This window comes from Pseudomonas sp. KCJK9111 (genome assembly GCF_046231935.1).
GTDB lineage: Bacteria > Pseudomonadota > Gammaproteobacteria > Pseudomonadales > Pseudomonadaceae > Aquipseudomonas > Aquipseudomonas parafulva_B.
The window spans coordinates 36688-56472 of sequence record NZ_JBJJMO010000010.1; the positions used below are offsets into that span (position 1 = coordinate 36688).

A 19785-nucleotide genomic window follows, 5' to 3' on the forward strand; every position below is an offset into this window, starting at 1 on the left:
GCTGTGTGCTTGAGTCGTGTGTCGGCTCTAGCACAAGGGCTACAAGCCGATGAAAAAGGGGCGCCGAGGCGCCCCTTCGCGTTCATCACGCCCGGTCTCGCTCCAACAGAGGCTTGAGGTAGTGCCCGGTGTAGGATTGTTTCATCTTGCTCAGTTCCTCGGGCGTGCCACACGCGATAATCTGCCCACCCTTTGAACCGCCCTCCGGTCCAAGGTCCACCAGCCAATCGGCAGTCTTGATAACGTCCAAGTTGTGCTCGATGACCACCACGGTGTTGCCGTGGTCACGAAGCCGGTGCAGAACGTCCAGCAGCTGCTGGATATCGGCAAAGTGCAGGCCCGTAGTAGGCTCGTCCAGGATATACAAGGTTTTCCCGGTATCGCGCTTGGACAGCTCGCGTGACAGCTTCACACGCTGTGCTTCGCCCCCAGAAAGCGTGGTCGCCGATTGACCGAGCTTGATGTAGGAAAGGCCCACGTCCATCAGGGTCTGGAGCTTGCGTGCCAACGCAGGCACCGCATCGAAGAACTCACGCGCATCCTCGATGGTCATTTCCAGCACCTCGTGAATGTTCTTGCCCTTGTACTTGATCTCCAGGGTTTCGCGGTTGTAGCGCTTGCTCTTGCACACATCGCAAGGCACGTAGATGTCCGGGAGGAAATGCATTTCCACCTTGATCAGGCCGTCGCCCTGGCACGCCTCGCAACGCCCGCCTTTCACGTTAAACGAGAACCGGCCCGGGCCATACCCGCGTGAACGAGATTCAGGCACCCCAGAGAACAGCTCGCGGATCGGCGTGAAGATCCCGGTGTAGGTGGCGGGGTTGGAGCGGGGAGTGCGGCCAATGGGGCTCTGGTCGATATCCACCACCTTGTCCAGGTGCTGCAACCCATCCATGCTGGCATGGGGCGCTGCTTCGAGGCTGCTTGCGCCATTCAGGGCCGTGGCCGCAAGGGGGAACAGGGTGTTGTTGATGAGCGTGGACTTGCCGGAGCCTGAGACGCCGGTCACGCAGGTTAGCAACCCGATGGGGATTTCCAGGTCAACGTTCTGCAGGTTGTTGCCGCGTGCGCCCTTAAGCTTGAGCTGCAGCTTCTTGTCGCGCGGGGTGCGCTTGGCAGGGACCACGATCTTTCTACGGCCGGACAGGTACTGGCCGGTTACCGAGTCCGGGTGGTCCATGACTTCCTGAGGCGTGCCCTCAGCGACGATCTTGCCACCATGCACGCCTGCCCCTGGCCCAATGTCCACGACGTAGTCCGCCAGGCGGATTGCGTCCTCGTCATGCTCGACGACGATTACCGTATTGCCCAGATCGCGAAGGTGATTGAGGGTGGCAAGCAGACGATCGTTGTCGCGCTGATGAAGGCCAATGGACGGCTCGTCCAAGATGTACATCACCCCCACCAGACCCGCGCCGATCTGGCTGGCGAGGCGAATCCGCTGGGCTTCACCACCGGACAGGGTTTCTGCGCTGCGGTCCAGTGTGAGGTAATCCAGGCCCACGTTCACCAGGAACTGCAGCCGCTCGCAGATCTCCTTGAGAATCTTGGCCGCGATCTCGCCTCGGCGACCGGTCAATGTAAGCGCGCTGAAGTAGCCACTGGCGTCACCAATCGGCATGTTGGCGACCGCCGGAAGCGTCTTCTCGCCAACCCACACGTGACGCGCCTCGCGCCGCAGCCGCGTGCCGCGGCAGTCCGGGCACGGTTGGGTGCCCAGGTACTTGGCCAGTTCCTCGCGTACGGTATTGGACTCGGTTTCGCGATAGCGGCGTTCCAGGTTGGGGATGATCCCTTCGAACGGGTGCGAGCGCTTGACGATGTCACCCCGGTCGTTGAGGTACTTGAAATCCACACTGTGCTTGCCGCTGCCTTGCAGGATCACCTTCTGATGCTCCGGCGCGAGCTCGCCGAATGCTTCGTCCAGGCTGAAGCCGTAATGCGCAGCCAGTGACCCTAGCATCTGGAAGTAGTAGACGTTACGGCGATCCCAACCGCGAATGGCGCCTTCGGCCAGGGTGAGTTGCGCATTGACCAGGCGTTTGGTGTCGAAATACTGCTTAACGCCCAGGCCATCACAAGTCGGGCAGGCACCGGCCGGGTTGTTGAACGAGAACAGCTTGGGTTCCAGTTCGCTGATTGCATGACCACAGATAGGGCAGGCAAAGCGGGCCGAAAAAATGGTCTCTTCGCCTTTCTCGTCGTCCATGGGCGCGATCAGCGCGATACCGTCCGCCAGCTTCAACGCGGTTTCGAACGATTCGGCCAATCGCTGCTGAAGATCAGCACGCACTTTGAAACGATCGACTACCACATCGATGCTGTGCTTTTTCTGCTTGTCCAGCTTGGGCAACTCGTCCAGTTCGTAGAGCTTGCCGTTGACGCGGGCGCGCACGAAGCCCTGGGCGCGCAACTCGTCGAACACCGCCAGGTGCTCACCCTTGCGCTCACGGATGACCGGAGCCAGCAGCATTAACTTGCTACCTTCCGGGCGCTCCAGCACCAGGTCGACCATCTGGCTGACCGTTTGCGCCTCCAGCGGTATGTCATGGTCTGGGCAGCGGGGTGTCCCGACCCTGGCGTACAGCAGGCGCAAGTAGTCGTAGATCTCGGTGATGGTGCCAACGGTGGAGCGGGGGTTGTGCGAGGTGGATTTCTGTTCGATGGAAATCGCCGGTGACAGCCCTTCGATGGTGTCGACATCAGGCTTTTCCATCATCGACAGGAACTGGCGGGCATATGCCGACAGCGATTCCACATAACGACGCTGGCCCTCGGCGTACAGCGTATCGAAGGCCAGGGATGACTTGCCCGAGCCCGACAGGCCGGTAATGACGATGAGCTTGTCCCGGGGCAGGGTCAGGTCGATGTTCTTCAGGTTGTGGGTACGTGCCCCACGAATCAGGATCTTGTCCACTGCGGCCTCGCTCGGCGGGCATAAACGAAGAATTATACGGCGCCCTGCCAGTACGCGGCAAAGCGTCGCGTAGATGCCGTCAAGCTGTCGGACTGATAGAATCGCCGCCGGTTCACACGAGATTAATCCATGCACGACACCCACAACGAGCGCATGAGCGGCAACGAAACCCGCGCCGCCGGCGGTCTGGCTCTGGTCTTCGCTTTTCGTATGCTGGGCATGTTCATGGTCTTGCCGGTCCTGGCCACCTACGGCATGGACCTGGCCGGCGCCACGCCCGCGCTGATTGGCCTGGCCATCGGCGCCTACGGCCTCACCCAGGCCGTGTTGCAGATTCCGTTTGGGATGATTTCCGACCGCATCGGCCGCCGGCCCGTCATTTACCTGGGCTTGATCGTGTTCGCCCTGGGTAGCGTCCTGGCAGCCCAGGCCGATTCCATCTGGGGGGTTATCGCAGGGCGCATCCTGCAAGGGGCGGGCGCCATTTCGGCAGCGGTGATGGCGCTGCTTTCGGATCTGACCCGGGAACAGCACCGCACCAAGGCCATGGCCATGATCGGGATGAGCATTGGCCTTTCCTTCGCAGTGGCAATGGTCGTCGGGCCTTTGCTGACAAGTGCCTTTGGCTTGTCAGGATTGTTCCTTGCAACGGCCGGCTTGGCCTTGGTTGGCATCGCGTTGATTGCCTTCGTAGTACCTGCCACGCACAACATTTTGCAGCATCGCGAATCGGGTGTTGCCCGTCAGGCCATTGGCCCGACCCTGCGTCATCCGGACCTTCTACGGCTGGATGTGAGCATCTTCATCCTGCATGCCATTCTCATGGCCAGCTTCGTGGCGCTGCCCCTGGCCTTCGTCGAACGTGGCGGACTGCCCAAGGAACAACATTGGTGGGTCTACCTGACCGCGCTGTTCGTCTCATTTTTTGCAATGGTACCGTTCATCATCTACGGCGAAAAAAAGCGCAAGATGAAACGCGTGCTGGCCGGGGCCGTCAGCGTATTGCTGCTGGTCGAGCTATTCTTCTGGCAGTGGGCTGACGGTTTGCGCGGACTGGTGATCGGCACCGTGGTATTCTTCACCGCATTCAACCTGCTGGAGGCTTCGTTGCCTTCGCTGGTCAGCAAGGTGTCGCCAGCAGGTGGCAAGGGAACGGCGATGGGGGTGTACTCCACCAGCCAGTTTCTCGGTGCTGCGCTAGGGGGCATCCTGGGTGGCTGGCTGTTCCAGCATGGTGGGCTGAACACCGTGTTCCTTGGTTGCGCGATACTGTGCGCCATCTGGTTGGCCGTTGCCTTGAGCATGAACGAGCCACCGTATGTGACCAGCTTGCGCATGCCTTTGTCGCCGGAGGCCACCAAGGATGCTGGCCTGGCTGCACGGTTGATGGCCGTGCCCGGCGTGACCGACGCCGTTGTGGTCTCGGAAGAGTCAGCTGTCTATATCAAACTGGATACGAAAATTTTGGACCGCACGACCCTGGAGCGCCTGATCAATCCGGCCTCAGCGGCGTGCGAAGCCTAGGAGAACGTTATGGCCCGTGGGGTTAACAAAGTCATTCTGGTCGGTACTTGTGGCCAGGATCCCGAAGTCCGCTACCTGCCCAACGGTAATGCCGTGACCAACCTGAGCCTGGCAACCAGCGAGCAATGGACCGACAAACAGTCGGGCCAGAAGGTCGAGCGTACTGAATGGCACCGTGTGTCGCTGTTCGGCAAGGTTGCCGAGATTGCCGGCGAGTACCTGCGCAAAGGTTCGCAGTGCTACATCGAAGGCAAGCTGCAGACCCGTGAGTGGGAAAAAGACGGCATCAAGCGCTACACCACTGAAATCATCGTTGACATCAACGGCACCATGCAGCTGCTGGGCGGCCGTCCGCAGAACCAGCAAGGCGGCGGCGATCCGTATAACCAGGGTGGCGGTAACAACTACAACCAAGGTGGTGGTCAGCAGCAGCAGTACAACCAGCAGCCGGCCCGCCAGCAGGCCCCGCGCCCGCAGCAGCAACAGCGCCCGGCGCCGCAGCAGCCAGCGCCACAACCGGCGGCTGACTTCGACAGCTTTGACGACGATATTCCGTTCTGATTTGAACGGTAGGGCATCGCGCTACAGTAAAAACCCGGGGCAATTGCTCCGGGTTTTTTTATATCTGGGGCACGGTCAACTATTAAGGTTGTTGGCGAGTACGAACAGTACTCAATGAACTTTCTCCTTCTTTAGTAAGGTATTTCCCAAGTTTGCGTGACACCGACTATGCAGTGCCGATATTGATTAGTATCTCAGCTTTCACAAGGAGAGGCTCATGCAACCAGGAACTGAACAGCGGGAGATAACACTGACAGCGTCGACTGGGGACTATCATGTTTCGGGGTTCAGCGATGACGACGCGGCATATCTCAAGGGTCGCGACAGAGGTGCTGAATATGCTGACTGGTTCGTATGGCAATAGGTATCATCATCGCCTAGGTGGGCTTCGGTACGCTCGTTCTAGGCCCTGAAACGATTACGTACAACACACTGGTAGGCCCTACCTTTCTGCAGTACATACAGATGTACCCTGGGCCAATATTCAGTGTGAGTGGCGTCCTGTTTGCAATAAGTGCCCGACTTCACGCCAGCAGCGAGGTCAGCCAGGAGGCGTTTCTACTGTCTCGTTACAAGTTCATTGCTCCGGACGGCACATACGTCAATGACGAGGTTAAACTTTGTTGTTTGGGAGACGACAATTTTTCTACAACTACTCAATGATCTTTCGACTGACCACGCGACCACTACGGGGGCTCCTCTCTTTCTCAATATCTGAGCGCTAGGTATCGTACGAAGAAAGGCAACGTAAACACCGCATGGAGCAATCATGATCGTGAAGAAATTTATCAATATTGATATGGACTCATTTTTTGTATCTGTTGAGCTCCTCAACGCACCGCACCTTCATTCAAAACCCGTGGCTGTGGGTGGTGCTGCGGCAGAGCGTGGTGTAATAAGCACTGCGAACTACGTAGCCAGAGAATATGGCGTCAAAAGTGGCATGGCTACGGCAACAGCTTACAGAATTTGTCCCAGCTTGGTTCTACTGCCATGTCGATTTGAGGCATATGAAGCTGTCACAAGGAAAATGGACGAGATATTCCGTAGGTACACAGACAGGGTGTATTTTCTTTCGCTTGATGAAGCGACGCTCGATGTAACAGGTCAACTGCATTGCAAGGGTTCTGCCACGTTGATGGCAAATGAAATTCGCTCAGCGATTGAGCGTGAGCTTTCTTTGACAGCTTCTGCTGGGGTAGCACCGTTAAAGTACCTTGCTAAAATTGCGTCTGAGGTTAACAAGCCAAATGGTACATACGTTATTTCTCCAGGCGAAGTCAACGACTTTTTGCATGAGCTTGATATAAGAAGAATTCCTGGAGTCGGTCCTAAAACATATGCTGTATTACAGAATCTAGGGTGCCGCTTGTGCAAGGATTTAACCGAAGCAAAAATACCAGTATTGCTGCGGTACTTAGGTGTTCATGGTTTCTACGTATGGGAGCGCTGTCAAGGTATTGATGAGGTGGAGGAGAAAGTTAGCGATGTAAGATCTCATGGAGTTGAAAGAACGCTACCATTTGACTGCTTAGAGTATGAGGTGTGCTTCAGAGAGCTAGAAAGTCTCTTCCTAGAACTTGAGAATAAGCTTTCTCCACTAGTTGATGCTAATCATTATGTCATCAAAAACCTTGTCAAGCTTAAGTTTGCTGACTTTACAGTATCTTCAACGGAGGCCCCAGCGTCCTATCTTTGCAAGGATACCGTTTATTCTCTTTGTCGAACCCTTTGGAACACAAGGCGACAGGAGCGAGCAGTGCGGTTGATTGGGCTGTCTGTGAAAATAAAGAATAAACCCACGGATGTCATGCAACTAGAGCTTCCATGGTAGTGGCGGCATCCTGAAATTGAGCTGGAGGCCTGTATGGTAAGACGATACGAACTTCCTGACGCGGCGTGGCGGAAGGTTATAGATTTGGTTTCACCAGTGTCAACTGGGGCAGGGCGGCCTCGTAACGACGATCGTTTGATGCTAAATGGCATAATGTGGGTCTTATGCTCAGGCGCTGCCTGGCGTGACATCCCTACACGATTCGGCTCTTGGTCCACCGTCTATCAGCGATTTCGTGACTGGCGGGATGACGGAACATTAGAGTTAGTACTGAACAGGCTCGACATTAGGCTCAACCAAGAAGGACTTATTGATTTGAGTACCTGGGTTTTTGATTTTGCTCCCGATAAACTTGACCCTTTGTAGTCGGCCTATTTTGTGATTTTAGGTGGTCGCTCTTGGAAGAATCATTGTTGTCTCTTTCAATAAGGCAAATTACCGTTCCTGGCAAGCTTTTTAAGCTGCTGAGTCGACCATCAGCAGGTGTCGATTCCTGTTCTGAAGTCAAGTGTATGATGGAGAGATGCTTTCCCGCCGATTGCCACTAGTGGCTCCAGCGATGTAGGCCAGGGGCAGCAACTCTCAGGTATTACAGCTGTCTGTGGAGCGGTCTCCCCTACCGAGCAATGGTGGCATGAGTAGACCCGAGTACACGCAATGACTGCAGCAGTTTTCCGCTTGTTCGCAGTGTCTGTCAAAGGGGTTGTTCGGCCATCTGTCAATAAGCGGGCCTTACTAAAGATACCGGATCAGTGAAATCAACTTGGGAAAACCACTATTGGTTTGAACCTTCACTGTTCGACAACACTATTTAATGAAAATTGCTATCCGATATTCTTGTTAGGAGTAGCACTGCCCTAGGTTTTTTCGATCCCATCGGATATTTACCTCCTAACGACGTACTCCATTCCCAGCGTGAAGGTTGGGAAATGTGCTAAGACGAATGATCTATCTTCAGCCTACCTGACCTACGTCATCGCACCTTTTCGATTCCTTGCTAGTCTTACCTGTTGGCGGTCCTCAAACCGCTGTCACCGTGACTACCAAGAGGCGCCGGCCACGTTCCGTGCGTCCAAATCTGATCAGGAGTGCACGATGGATCTCAACCGTCGGCAATTCTTCAAGGTCGCCGCCGTCGGCCTTGGAGGCTCGAGCCTTGCGGCGCTGGGCATGGCCCCTACGCCTGCGTTCGCCGAGCAAGTGCGCCACTTCAAGCTGGCGCATACCAAGGAAACCCGTAACACCTGCCCCTACTGCTCGGTCGGCTGCGGCTTGATCCTGTACAGCCAGGGCGATGCGGGCAAGAACGTCAAGCAGAACATCATTCACATCGAAGGTGACGCCGACCATCCGGTGAACCGCGGCACCCTTTGCCCCAAAGGCGCGGGTCTGCTCGACTTCATCCATAGCCCCAGCCGCCTCAAGTACCCCGAAGTACGCAAGCCGGGTAGCAACGAGTGGGTACGCGTCAGCTGGGACGAAGCGCTCGATCGCGTGGCCACCTTGATGAAGGAAGACCGCGACGCGAACTTCATTGAGAAAAACGCCCAGGGGCAGACGGTCAACCGCTGGCTCACCACCGGTTTTCTTGCCGCTTCCGCCGCCTCCAGCGAGGCCGGCTACCTGACTCACAAGGTCGTTCGCGCAACAGGCATGCTGGGGTTCGATAACCAAGCACGTGTCTGACATGGCCCGACGGTGGCAAGTCTTGCCCCGACGTACGGCCGTGGCGCCATGACCAACCACTGGTCCGATATCGCTAATGCGAATCTGGTCCTGGTGATGGGTGGCAACGCAGCAGAAGCGCATCCGTGCGGCTTCAAATGGGTGACCGAGGCCAAAGCGCACAACAAGGCGCGGCTGATCGTGGTCGACCCAAGGTTTACCCGTACCGCTTCGGTGGCCGATTACTACGCGCCTATCCGTACTGGCACCGACATCGCGTTCATGGGTGGGTTGATCAATTACCTGCTGAGCAATGACAAGATCCAGCACGAGTATGTGCGCAACTACACCGACGTATCCTTCATCGTCAAGGACACCTATGGCTTCGAGGATGGCCTGTTCAGCGGCTATGACGAGAGCAAGCGCATTTATGCCGACAAGTCTGGCTGGGGTTACGAGCTGGGCGAGGACGGTTTTGCCAAGGTAGACCCGACACTTCAGCACCCACGCTGTGTATTCCAGCTGATGAAGCAGCACTACAGCCGCTACACCCCGGAATTGGCGAGCATGACCTGTGGCATGCCGCAGGACGCCATGATGAAGGTGTGGGAAGAAATCGCGACATGCTCGGCGCCGGGCAAGACCATGACGATCCTGTATGCGCTGGGGTGGACGCAGCATTCGATCGGCGCGCAGATCATCCGCAGCGCGGCGATGGTGCAGCTGTTGCTGGGCAACGTCGGCATGCCAGGTGGGGGCGTGAATGCCTTGCGTGGTCACTCCAACATTCAGGGCTTGACTGACCTGGGGTTGCTATCCAACTCTCTGCCGGGTTACCTGACGCTTGCCGGCGACGCCGAGCAGGACTACGTCGCGTTCATCGACAAGCGTGCATCCAAGCCGCTGCGCCCGGGGCAGCTGTCCTACTGGCAGAACTACGGCAAGTTCCACGTCAGCCTCATGAAAGCCTGGTACGGCCCCAACGCCACCGCCGAGAACAACTGGGGCTACGATTGGCTGCCCAAGCTCGACGTGCCTGCCTACGACGTGCTGCGCATGTTCGAGATGATGAGCCAAGGCAAGGTCAACGGCTACATGTGCCAGGGTTTCAACCCGATTGCCGCCCTCCCTGACAAGAACCGCGTGACCGCGGCACTGGCCAAGCTCAAGTGGCTGGTGGTCATGGACCCGTTGGCCACCGAGACATCCGAGTTCTGGCGCAACGTGGGGCCGTTCAACGATGTGGACACGGCCGGTATCCAGACCGAGGTGATCCGCCTGCCCACCACCTGCTTCGCCGAAGAGGATGGCTCGCTGGTCAACAGCAGCCGCTGGCTGCAATGGCACTGGAAAGGCGCCGACGGCCCGGGTGAAACCCGCACTGACGTGCAGATCATGAGCGAGCTGTTCCTGCGCTTGCGGCAGCGGTACCAGAAGGAAGGGGGGGCCTACCCCGATCCACTGCTGAACATCCACTGGCCGTACAAGATCGCCGAAGAGCCGTCGCCTGAGGAACTGGCGAAGGAGATGAACGGCTGGGCCGTGACGGACTTCACCGACCCGACCGGTGCGACCGTCAAGTCCGGTCAGCAACTGTCGGGCTTCGGCCAGCTCAAGGACGACGGCAGCACGGCTTCTGGTTGCTGGATCTTCGCCGGCTGCTGGACCGAGCAGGGCAACCAGATGGCGCGCCGCGACAACAGCGACCCCTATGGCATGCATCAGGTGCAGAACTGGGCATGGGCGTGGCCGGCCAACCGACGCATTCTCTATAACCGTGCTTCCAGCGACCCGCAAGGCAAGCCCTGGGATCCGGAGAAGAAGCGTCTGGTCTGGTGGAACGGCAAGGCATGGGGCGGGACCGACGTGCCTGATTTCAAGGTCGATTCGCCGCCGGAAGCGGGCATGAACCCGTTCATCATGAACCCCGAGGGTGTGGCGCGTTTCTTTGCCATCGACAAGATGGCCGAAGGGCCGTTCCCCGAGCACTATGAGCCTTTCGAAACACCGATTGGCATCAACCCCCTGCACCCGAACAACAAGAAGGTGGTCAGCAACCCGGCAGGGCGCATCTTCGATTCAGTGTGGGACACCTTGGGCACACATGATGAATTCCCATACGCGGCCACCACCTACCGCCTGACCGAGCATTTCCACTTCTGGAGCAAGCATTGCCGGCTCAACGCCATTGCCCAGCCTGAGCAGTTCGTCGAGATTGGTGAAGTACTGGCCAATGAAAAAGGCATCAAGGCGGGCGACAGGGTGCGTGTGTCGAGCAAGCGCGGGCATATCGATGCCGTTGCGGTGGTGACCAAGCGGATACGTCCGCTGCAGGTCAACAACCAGACGGTGCATCAGATCGGCATCCCGCTGCACTGGGGCTTTACCGGGTCCACGCGGCACGGGTACCTGACCAACACCCTGGTACCGTTCCTGGGTGATGGCAATACCCAGACACCGGAGTCCAAGTCGTTCCTCGTCAAAGTGGAGAAACTCTGATGGCCAGCCAAGACATCATCGCCCGGTCGGCCACCACCACCGTGCCGCCTTCGGTACGCGAGCAGGAGCAGGTTGCCAAGCTGATCGACACCACCAAGTGCATCGGCTGCAAGGCCTGCCAGGTAGCGTGTTCGGAATGGAACGAGTTGCGCGACGAGGTTGGGCACAACCACGGGACCTACGACAACCCTCAGGACCTGAGCGCCGAAACCTGGACATTGATGCGCTTTACCGAGCACGAGCGCGACGACGGCAACCTGGAGTGGCTCATCCGCAAGGATGGCTGCATGCACTGCGCAGACCCCGGTTGCCTGAAGGCGTGCCCAAGCCCCGGTGCAATCATCAAGCACGCCAACGGCATCGTCGACTTCAACCAGGACCATTGCATAGGCTGCGGCTACTGCATCACCGGCTGCCCGTTCAATATCCCGCGCATTTCGCAAAAGGACCACAAGGCCTACAAGTGCACCCTGTGTTCCGACCGCGTCAGCGTAGGACTGGAGCCAGCCTGCGTGAAAACCTGCCCGACCGGCGCCATCGTCTTCGGCAGCAAGGACGAGATGAAGGTGCATGCCGATGAACGCATCGTCGACCTCAAGTCCCGAGGCTACGAGAACGCTGGGCTGTACGACCCTGATGGCGTAGGGGGGACCCATGTGATGTACGTACTGCACCATGCCGATACACCCAAGCTGTATGCCGGGCTGCCGGACCAGCCGGTGATCAGCCCGCTGGTGGGGCTGTGGAAGGGCTTCACCAAGCCTTTGGCCTTGCTGGCCATGGGGGCTGCGGTACTGGCCGGCTTCTTCCACTATGTACGGGTCGGGCCGCAGCGTGTCGAGGAGGACGAGCAGCCTGCAGCGTCCGACACCATCGTGCACCAGGTAGACCCGGCAGTGCATGTGTTCGACCCGAACAAGCCCGATGGGCAAGGGGAGCAGCGGCCATGAACGACAACAAGCCTATCCTGCGTTACAACGCCAACGAGCGCAGCAACCACTGGATAGTGGCAATCCTGTTCTGTCTGGCGGGCCTGTCGGGGCTGGCGCTGTTTCACCCCGCCTTGTTCTGGCTGAGTAATCTGTTCGGCGGCGGGCCATGGACGCGCATCCTGCACCCTTTCCTGGGTGTGGCGATGTTCGTGTTCTTCCTGGGCCTGGTGGTGCGTTTCTGGCGTGCCAACTTCATTACCGCCAACGACCGCCTGTGGTTGCGCAGAATCGATCGGGTCATGCGCAACCAGGAGGAAGGGGTGCCTGCCATCGGCAAGTACAATGCCGGGCAGAAGCTGCTGTTCTGGACGCTGCTGGTGTGCATGCTGATCCTGATGGTCAGTGGGGTGGTGATCTGGCGCGCCTACTTCAGTCACTTCTTCGACATCGGCGCCATACGCCTGGCCACCTTGCTGCATGCCTTCGCGGCGTTCGTGCTGGTGCTCAGCATCATCGTGCACATCTATGCCGGTATCTGGATCAAGGGGTCGGTAGGCGCCATGCTGCATGGCTGGGTCAGCCGGGCCTGGGCGCGCAAGCATCATGAACTGTGGTATCGCGACGTGACCGGTGACAAAACGCCAACCGAGCACCGACGAAAAGAAGGATGAACGCTTGAGTACCATACTTGAACCTGGGCAGATCGAAGCGTCGGCCGTCATGCCGCCGTTTCTGCACCTGCCGCCAGGCAACCTCTTCGACGTGCGGGCGGCTCGCCTGGAGCGCCTGGCCCAGGGCCATGCCATGGGCGACTATTTGCTGTTGATCGCACGGCTATGCCGAATCCAGCAGCAGCTTGTGGATAACCCGCCTAGCGCGCTGCCTGTTGCCCAGGAGCGCCAACGCCTGTGCATAAGTCACGGGCTACCGCCCCTGGCGGCTGACAGTCTTGTGCGCGAAGGCGCATGGCTGGGTTGGTTGCAGGCGCTGCTCGATCATTTCAATGAGCCGGGCCAAGGCCCGCTGCAAGAAGCACTGCACACGCTGCGCATCAGTGACGATACCCAGCGCAAGGGTTGGGCAATTGCCCTGCTCAGCGGCCAGTACGATGCCGTGCCCCCTGCACTGGTGCCGTTCGTGGGCGCAGCCCTGCAGGCTGCCTGGTCAAGCTGGTTGCTGGCACTGCCAAGCACCGAACTCAAGCCCGCTGCCAGCCTTGCCCAATGCCCGGCATGCGGTTCGCCGGCCATGGCGGGCGTGGTACGCAACCGTGGCAAGCACAACGGCTTGCGTTACCTTGCCTGTTCGTTGTGCGCCTGCGAGTGGCACGTGGTGCGGGTCAAGTGCGTGTATTGCGACTCCAGCAAAGACCTGCGCTACAGCGCGCTCGACGATGACCGTCACGGGCCCGGCAAGGCGCCGCTGCGTGCCGAGTGTTGCCCAGGGTGCAACAGCTACCTCAAGCAACACTACCTGGAAAATGACGCAGCAGCCGAAGCCTTGGCCGACGACCTGGCCAGCCTGGCCCTGGACATGCGCCTGGACGAGGAGGGGTACCATCGTCTGGCACCCAACCTGATGGTCTCGCCCGGCTAGCGGTTGATTGTCTACACTGTGAGACCGAGTTGCCTTGCGCAGGCAAGCGCCCTTGACACGGATTTCGAAGGTTCTCGAACCTGCGGATGTCTGCGTTACCGTCGCTTGCCTTCCACAAGGCCAGCAGACAATGGACCCGTCCAAGGTAGTACCGCATGTCCTCCAGCTTAGCCAGCGTCACGCCTCGCCTGCCTTCCATCGATACACTCCTGCGCCACCCGGCTTGTCTAGCGCTGATCGAGCGTTACGGCCGTGAAGCTGTTCTGTCGACCTTGCGGCACTTGCTGGACGATTTGCGCGACCTCGTCCGCAATGGCCAGCTCGGTGCTGCCGAGGTGGCGCCCGAGGTACTGCTGGGCCGCGCCGGCGAACGCCTCGATGTCAACCAGCGCAGCCAGGTTCGCCGCGTGTTCAACCTCACCGGCACGGTGTTGCACACCAACCTGGGCCGCGCCTTGCTGCCTGAAGAAGCCATCGAGGCCATGGAGTGCGCAGCGCGCTACCCGCTGAACCTCGAGTTTGACTTGAGCACGGGCAAGCGCGGTGATCGCGATGACCTGATCGAGGGGTTGATCCGCGAACTGACCGGCGCCGAGGCCGTCACCGTGGTGAACAACAATGCAGCCGCTGTGTTGCTGGCGCTCAACAGCCTGGGCGCTCGCAAGGAAGGCATCATCTCCCGTGGCGAACTGATCGAGATCGGTGGCGCCTTTCGGATACCCGACATCATGGCCCGGGCTGGCGTCAGGTTGCATGAGATCGGCACCACCAACCGCACCCACGCCCGCGACTACGAGGCGGCCATCAGTCCGCGCACCGGGTTGCTGATGCGCGTGCACTGCAGCAACTACAGCATCCAGGGCTTCACCACCCAGGTACCCACCATGGAGCTGGCCCGTATTGCCCGCCAGCACGGCCTGCCGCTACTCGAGGACCTGGGCAGTGGCAGCCTGCTGGACCTCACGCGCTGGGGCCTACCGGCCGAACCGACGGTGCGCCAGGCATTAAGCGATGGCGCCGACATTGTCACCTTCAGTGGCGACAAGCTGCTGGGCGGCCCGCAAGCGGGGATCATCGTCGGGCGCAAGGACTTGATCGCCAGGATCAAGAAGAACCCGCTCAAGCGCGCCTTGCGCGTGGACAAAATCACTTTGGCCGCCCTGGAGGCCGTGCTGGCGCTGTACCGCAATCCTGATCGCCTGGCCGAGCGCCTGCCCAGCCTGCGCCTGCTCACGCGTGCCCAGGCAGAGATTCACACCCAGGCCCTGCGCGTGGCGCCAGCGTTGCAAACCTGCCTGGGCGAGCAGTGGTGCGTCAGCGTACAGCCGACGCTGGGCATGATCGGCAGCGGCAGCCAGCCTGTCGCACGCTTGCCCAGCGCCGCCTTGTGCCTGCGTCCGCAGGTTTCCAAGCGTCTGCGCGGGCGCAGCCTGCATGCCCTGGAACGCGCGCTGCGCGAGTTGCCGGTGCCGGTGCTTGGGCGCATCGACGACGATGCACTGTGGCTGGACCTGCGCCAGCTGGACGATGAACCCCAATGGCTGGCGCAGCTGCCAGGCCTGCAATTGGGGGCCTTGCAGTGATTGTCGGGACCGCCGGGCACATCGATCACGGCAAGACGGCGCTGCTGCAAGCGCTTACGGGCCAGGCCGGGGACCACCGCCAGGAGGAACAGGCCCGTGGCATGACCATCGACCTGGGTTATCGCTACGCGTCGCTGGCCGAGCAGGCACCACTGACGGGCTTCATCGACGTGCCGGGCCATGAGCGATTTGTCCACAACATGCTGGCTGGTGCTCACGGTATAGACCTGGTGCTGCTGGTGGTGGCGGCAGACGATGGGGTCATGCCGCAGACCCGCGAGCACCTGGCGATCATCGAACTGTTGGGCATTCCCCAGGCGCTGGTGGCCATCAGCAAGTGCGACCGGGTCGAGCCCGCACGCGTGGAAGCGGTGAAGCAGCAAGTCAGCCAACTGCTGGCGCCTGGCCCGTATGCCGACGCGCCGCAATTTCCCGTATCCAGTACCGCGGGCACCGGTATCGACGCCTTGCGCCAGGCCTTGCTGGCGGCAGCGCCCCATGCCCGCCGCCGCAGTGTGGCCGGAGGCTTTCGCCTTGCCGTGGACCGGGCGTTCGCCGTCACGGGCGCGGGGGTAGTGGTGACCGGCACGGCGCTGGCAGGGCGGGTCACCGCTGGCGATACGTTGCTGCTGGGCAAGGCCGGCAGGCCGGTGAGGGTGCGCGGTTTGCATGCCCAGAATCAGCCCGCGCTGGTGGCGGAGGCAGGGCAGCGTGTGGCGCTCAACATAGCCGCCGAGCGCCTGGCGGTGGACCAGATACGCCGAGGAGATTGGCTGGTGCCGCAGTGGTTGCACGCGTCCAGCACCCGCATCGATATTGACTTGAGCCTGCTGCCCGGCCAAGCCCGTGCCTTCGAGCATTTCAGTGCGGTGCACGTGCACTTGGGCACCCAGGACGTAACTGCCAGGGTGGCTTTACTCGAAGGGCAGAGCTTGGCGGCCGGGCAGCGCATGTTCGCACAGTTGCTGCTCAACGCCCCCTTGCAAGCGGTGCATGGCGACCGCCTGGTGCTGCGCGATCAGCGCGCTCAGTACACGCTTGGCGGCGGCACGGTCCTGGACCCGTTCGCCCCCAGTCGACAACGCCGCAGCGCCGAAAGGCTGCAACAGTTGCAGGTGCTGCGCGACTGTGCGGGCCTTGAGCAGGCCTTGCCGGGTTTGCTTGCCAGCGCACCGGGTGGGCTGGACCCACAGCGCCTGGAGCGACAGTTCAATCGCCTGCGTGACAGCTGGCAATTACCCGACGACGTACTCGTGATCGCCACCCGCCAGGGCCAGTTGCTGTTCGCCGCAAGCCAATGGCAGGCGCTCAAGCAACGTGTGCTGGCCCAACTGGCGGCCTTTCATGAGCAGGAGCCCGATCAATTGGGCCCGGACCGTGACAGGCTGCGCCGTTTCGCGGCGTTGCCATTGGACAGACCGGGGTTCGTCAGTTTACTTGAGCAGTTGCTGGCCGAGGGCGCAGTGGCCAGCAGCGGCCCCTGGCTGCACTTGCCTGATCATCAGGTCCAGCTCAGTGCCGCAGATGAGGCGCTCTGGGCCCGCCTGCAGCCCAGGCTGCTGGCCGCAGCCTACGATCCGCCTTGGGTCAGGACGTTGGCGAGCGAGGAAAAGTGCGCTGAGGCCGATGTACGCCTGCTACTGCGCAAGCTCGCGCGCCTGGGGCTGCTGCACCAGGTGGTGCGGGACCTGTTCTACCCAGAACCGACCCTACAGCGCATGGCAGACCTGCTGCAGCGTCACATGGGTGACACGCCGGTAGTGCAGGTTGCTGCATTTCGCGATATGTTGGGCATCGGTCGCAAGCGCAGTGTGCAGATTCTGGAGTATTTCGACCGGATCGGCCTGACCCGCAGGGTCGGCGATCAGCGGTACATCCGCAGTGACAGTGCCCTGGCCCGCTAGCAGGCCAGGCACCCACTTCAAGGAAGGCAATCGCGCCCGGTGGCGCGGCCGGGCTTCAAACCCGGTTGGGGACGGCATCCGTTCCCGGGCAGGTTCGACTCCCGCTGCCTTCCGCCACTTCTAGCGTTCGCCGCACAGGTCCAGGGCAAACCACTGCTCGGCCTCATCCACGTCCAGCCCGGCACCCAACAGCGCGAACATCTTGCCAAGGGCCGCCTCCCGCGTCATGCCGCCCCCGCTGACCAGGCCTGCTGCCCGCAGGCGGCTACCGGCGGCGTAGGTATCAAAGACCACGTCGCCTTCCGGGCACTGGGAAATGGCCACCAACATGACCCCACGCTCGCGTGCTGCACGCAAGGTGTCGAGCAGCGCCTGATCATCGGACGGCCCAGTGCCGCTGCCATAGCATTCCAGCAACAAGCCCTGCACGCCGCTGTTGAGCAAAGCGTCCAGATGACCTGCCTGCAAACCAGGGAACACCGGCACGACCGCAAGGTTTACGCGCTGACGGGGCTGCTGGTAACCCAAGTGTGCCGGCAAGGGGGCTACGTGCTCGCTCTGGCGATGGCGCGGCAGGGCTGCAAAGGCATCGAACGCTTCGCTGCGCAGCTTCGAGGCGCGGCAACCGTGCAGCAGCTTCCCCGCGAAGTACAGTTGCACGCCCGCTTCAAGGGGATGATCGAACTGGCGCAGTGCACCGCACAGGTTGTCCCAGGCATCGCTGCCAGGTGCGCCTGCCGGCAGCATCGAGCCGGTCAGCAGGATGGGAACCGGCAGCCCCAGCAACAGGAACGACAGCGCCGCTGCACTGTAGGCCAGGGTGTCGGTGCCATGCAGTACCAGTACCGCATCATGGTCACGGACCCGCACGGCATCGACGATCGCATCACGCATCGCCAGCCAGTTGTGCTGCTGCATGTTGGCACTGTCGAGCAGTGGGTCCAGTTCCTGGAGCGTCCAGGTGACTTCGGGGGCGTCGGCCATCACGGCGAAATGATCGCGCATGCGGGACTCGAAGCCGCCGGATGGGGCGAGGCCTTCCGGGGTTTCGAGCATGCCGATGGTGCCACCGGTGTAGAGCACGAGGAGGTTCTTTACTGCGCGCATGGAAAGCGTCCGTAGCGATGAGCGGGAAAGAAGAGCCGCGCTTTGGGAGGGAAGGCTAGTGGGGCCGCAATGCGGCCCCTGGTGACTCAACCAACTGGCACAACCCTCGCTGGGGCGGCTGGCGATGTCAGCCTATCAGCGCAGCGGCTGAGCCTGGCCGACAGCTTTGTCAGCGGCTGTTTCCACCTGCGGGTTGGCAGGCCATGCATTGCGGTCCAGGTCCAGGTCGGCGAACTTGGCCGAATCGAACACGGGCTGCTTGATGCCAGCCTTGCGCTGGTCATCGTAGTCGCGCATCACACGCAGGCCGACCTTGAACAGCAGGGCCAGGGCCATCAGGTTGACGAAGGCCAGGCACGTCATGGTGATGTCGGCGAAGGCGAACACGGTGGTCAGGTCCTGCATCGAGCCCCACACGACCAATGCCAGTACCAGGGCACGGAAGCCCATCAATACAGCCCGGTTACGGCTGAGGAACTGCAGGCTGTTCTCGCCCAGATAGTAGTTGTAGAGGATGCAGGTGAACACGAACAGCGACAGCGCCACGCTCACGAAGATACGGCCCCAGTCGCCTACCACGGCTGCCAGCGAGTTCTGGGTCAGGACAATGCCGTCACCCTCGAAGCCAGGGGTGTAGAAGCCCGACAGCAGGATCAGCAGCGCGGTGCAGGTGCAGATCACGAACGTATCAAGGAACACGCTGAACGCCTGTACCACACCCTGGGCACCTGGGTGCTTCACGGCTGCGACGGCGGCTACGTTCGGTGCACTGCCAAGGCCGGCTTCGTTGGCGAACACGCCACGCTTCACGCCCATGACGATGGCGCTGCCCAGCAGGCCGCCGAACGCCGGGTCAAGACCGAAAGCGCTCTTGAAGATGGTCTCGAGCATGGCCGGCACGTGTTCGATCTGGGTGCCGATCACGTACAGGGTCACGCCGATGTAGGCCAAGGTCTTGATCGGTACGAGCAGGTCGGACACCGCCGCGATGCGCTTGATGCCACCAATGAAGGTGATGGCCAGCAGTACTGCCAGCACGATGCCGGTGTGGCGCGGATCGAAGTGGAAGGCGTTTTGAAGCGAATGGGTCACGGTGTACGACTGCAGGCCAATGAAGGCGAAGCCATAGGTGACCAGCAGCAGGATCGAGAAGACGATCGCCATGCCCTTGTACTTCAGGCCATGCTGAATGTAGTAGGCCGGGCCGCCACGGTACAGGCCATCGCCGTCGGCGCGCTTGTACACCTGGGCCAGGGTACATTCGAAGAAGCTGCTCGACATGCCCACCAGCGCGGTGACCCACATCCAGAACACGGCACCTGGGCCGCCCAGGGTCACGGCGATGCCGACCCCAGCAATGTTACCGGCGCCCACGCGGCCGGCCAGGCTCAGCATCAGGGCCTGGAATGAACTCAGTTGGCCTGCCTGGCCACGCAGCGATTCCTTGAACACACCGAACATGTGTGCGAAGTGGCGGAACTGGACGAACCGGGAACGGAGGGTGAAGTAGCTACCCAGCCCCACGATCAGCACGATGAGCAGTTTCCCCGAAAGGAAATCGTTGAGTACTTCGAGCATTGGAAAATGACCTCGATTCTTATTCTTCGTGTGGAAAGACCAGCGGCCGGCAGGCGTGCCGCTATTCGTTGGGGCGCATGGT

The 19785-nt window shown here is 60.5% G+C and carries 12 protein-coding genes, 1 tRNA gene and 1 pseudogene; 11 read left to right on the forward strand and 3 right to left on the reverse strand.

The genetic code is table 11. The features are described from left to right. Positions 1-85: 85 nt before the first annotated feature. The gene (uvrA, locus tag ACK59L_RS06465; protein WP_058603950.1) at positions 86-2920 is read right to left on the reverse strand and encodes an excinuclease ABC subunit UvrA; all 2835 of its coding nucleotides are present in this window, start codon (positions 2918-2920) and stop codon (positions 86-88) included. A 129-nt stretch (positions 2921-3049) separates the two neighbouring features. Here uvrA and ACK59L_RS06470 point away from each other — a divergent pair, with 129 nt between their 5' ends. From ACK59L_RS06470 to ACK59L_RS06520, 11 genes and pseudogenes are all read left to right on the forward strand, one after another. Then, the gene (locus ACK59L_RS06470; RefSeq protein WP_058603951.1) at positions 3050-4444 is read left to right on the forward strand and encodes an MFS transporter; all 1395 of its coding nucleotides are present in this window, start codon (positions 3050-3052) and stop codon (positions 4442-4444) included. A gap of 9 nt (positions 4445-4453) precedes the next feature. Further along, a complete protein-coding gene (locus tag ACK59L_RS06475) occupies positions 4454-5005 on the forward strand; it encodes a single-stranded DNA-binding protein (protein WP_023534972.1) in 552 nt (183 codons plus the stop codon). Positions 5006-5774: 769 nt separating this feature from the next. Further along, entirely contained in the window at positions 5775-6839 is a 1065-nt protein-coding gene (gene dinB / locus ACK59L_RS06480; protein WP_409272505.1) for a DNA polymerase IV, read from the forward strand. A 33-nt stretch (positions 6840-6872) separates the two neighbouring features. Next, positions 6873-7175 (forward strand): annotated as a pseudogene (locus ACK59L_RS06485) (transposase); the annotation flags it as partial. A gap of 759 nt (positions 7176-7934) precedes the next feature. Continuing rightward, positions 7935-11003, forward strand: a complete 3069-nt coding sequence (gene fdnG / locus ACK59L_RS06490; protein ID WP_409272507.1) for a formate dehydrogenase-N subunit alpha — start codon at positions 7935-7937, stop codon at positions 11001-11003. Next, positions 11003-11953: a formate dehydrogenase subunit beta gene (fdxH, locus tag ACK59L_RS06495; RefSeq protein ID WP_409272509.1), complete on the forward strand. Its 951-nt coding sequence runs from the start codon at positions 11003-11005 to the stop codon at positions 11951-11953. The genes fdnG and fdxH overlap by 1 nt, the downstream gene beginning before the upstream one ends. Continuing rightward, complete coding sequence (locus ACK59L_RS06500) at positions 11950-12606, forward strand: formate dehydrogenase subunit gamma (protein ID WP_409272511.1); 657 nt, start codon at positions 11950-11952, stop codon at positions 12604-12606. Before fdxH ends, ACK59L_RS06500 begins: the two co-directional genes overlap by 4 nt. 4 nt (positions 12607-12610) lie before the next feature. Then, a complete protein-coding gene (fdhE, locus tag ACK59L_RS06505) occupies positions 12611-13531 on the forward strand; it encodes a formate dehydrogenase accessory protein FdhE (protein ID WP_409272513.1) in 921 nt (306 codons plus the stop codon). Positions 13532-13686: 155 nt separating this feature from the next. After that, positions 13687-15114 carry an L-seryl-tRNA(Sec) selenium transferase gene (gene selA / locus ACK59L_RS06510; RefSeq protein WP_409272515.1) on the forward strand — a complete coding sequence of 476 codons (1428 nt, stop codon included), beginning with the start codon at positions 13687-13689 and terminating at the stop codon, positions 15112-15114. Next, positions 15111-17018 carry a selenocysteine-specific translation elongation factor gene (gene selB / locus ACK59L_RS06515; protein ID WP_409272516.1) on the forward strand — a complete coding sequence of 636 codons (1908 nt, stop codon included), beginning with the start codon at positions 15111-15113 and terminating at the stop codon, positions 17016-17018. Before selA ends, selB begins: the two co-directional genes overlap by 4 nt. A 21-nt stretch (positions 17019-17039) precedes the next feature. Then, a tRNA-Sec gene (locus ACK59L_RS06520) sits at positions 17040-17135 on the forward strand. Positions 17136-17138: 3 nt separating this feature from the next. Here the strand turns inward: ACK59L_RS06520 and ACK59L_RS06525 are convergent. Together ACK59L_RS06525 and ACK59L_RS06530 are read right to left on the reverse strand one after the other, a co-directional pair. After that, entirely contained in the window at positions 17139-18125 is a 987-nt protein-coding gene (locus ACK59L_RS06525) for an asparaginase (RefSeq protein WP_100852337.1), read from the reverse strand. Positions 18126-18260: 135 nt separating this feature from the next. After that, complete coding sequence (locus ACK59L_RS06530; protein ID WP_058638680.1) at positions 18261-19703, reverse strand: sodium:alanine symporter family protein; 1443 nt, start codon at positions 19701-19703, stop codon at positions 18261-18263. Between the last annotated feature and the right edge of the window lie 82 nt (positions 19704-19785).

Coding starts and splice junctions, on each gene's coding strand:
- ACK59L_RS06470 (WP_058603951.1), top strand. CDS start 3,050: ATGCACGACACCCACAACGAGCGCATGAGCGGCAACGAAACCCGCGCC.
- ACK59L_RS06475 (WP_023534972.1), top strand. CDS start 4,454: ATGGCCCGTGGGGTTAACAAAGTCATTCTGGTCGGTACTTGTGGCCAG.
- dinB (WP_409272505.1), top strand. CDS start 5,775: ATGATCGTGAAGAAATTTATCAATATTGATATGGACTCATTTTTTGTA.
- fdxH (WP_409272509.1), top strand. CDS start 11,003: ATGGCCAGCCAAGACATCATCGCCCGGTCGGCCACCACCACCGTGCCG.
- ACK59L_RS06500 (WP_409272511.1), top strand. CDS start 11,950: ATGAACGACAACAAGCCTATCCTGCGTTACAACGCCAACGAGCGCAGC.
- selA (WP_409272515.1), top strand. CDS start 13,687: ATGTCCTCCAGCTTAGCCAGCGTCACGCCTCGCCTGCCTTCCATCGAT.
- ACK59L_RS06525 (WP_100852337.1), bottom strand. CDS start 18,125: ATGCGCGCAGTAAAGAACCTCCTCGTGCTCTACACCGGTGGCACCATC.
- ACK59L_RS06530 (WP_058638680.1), bottom strand. CDS start 19,703: ATGCTCGAAGTACTCAACGATTTCCTTTCGGGGAAACTGCTCATCGTG.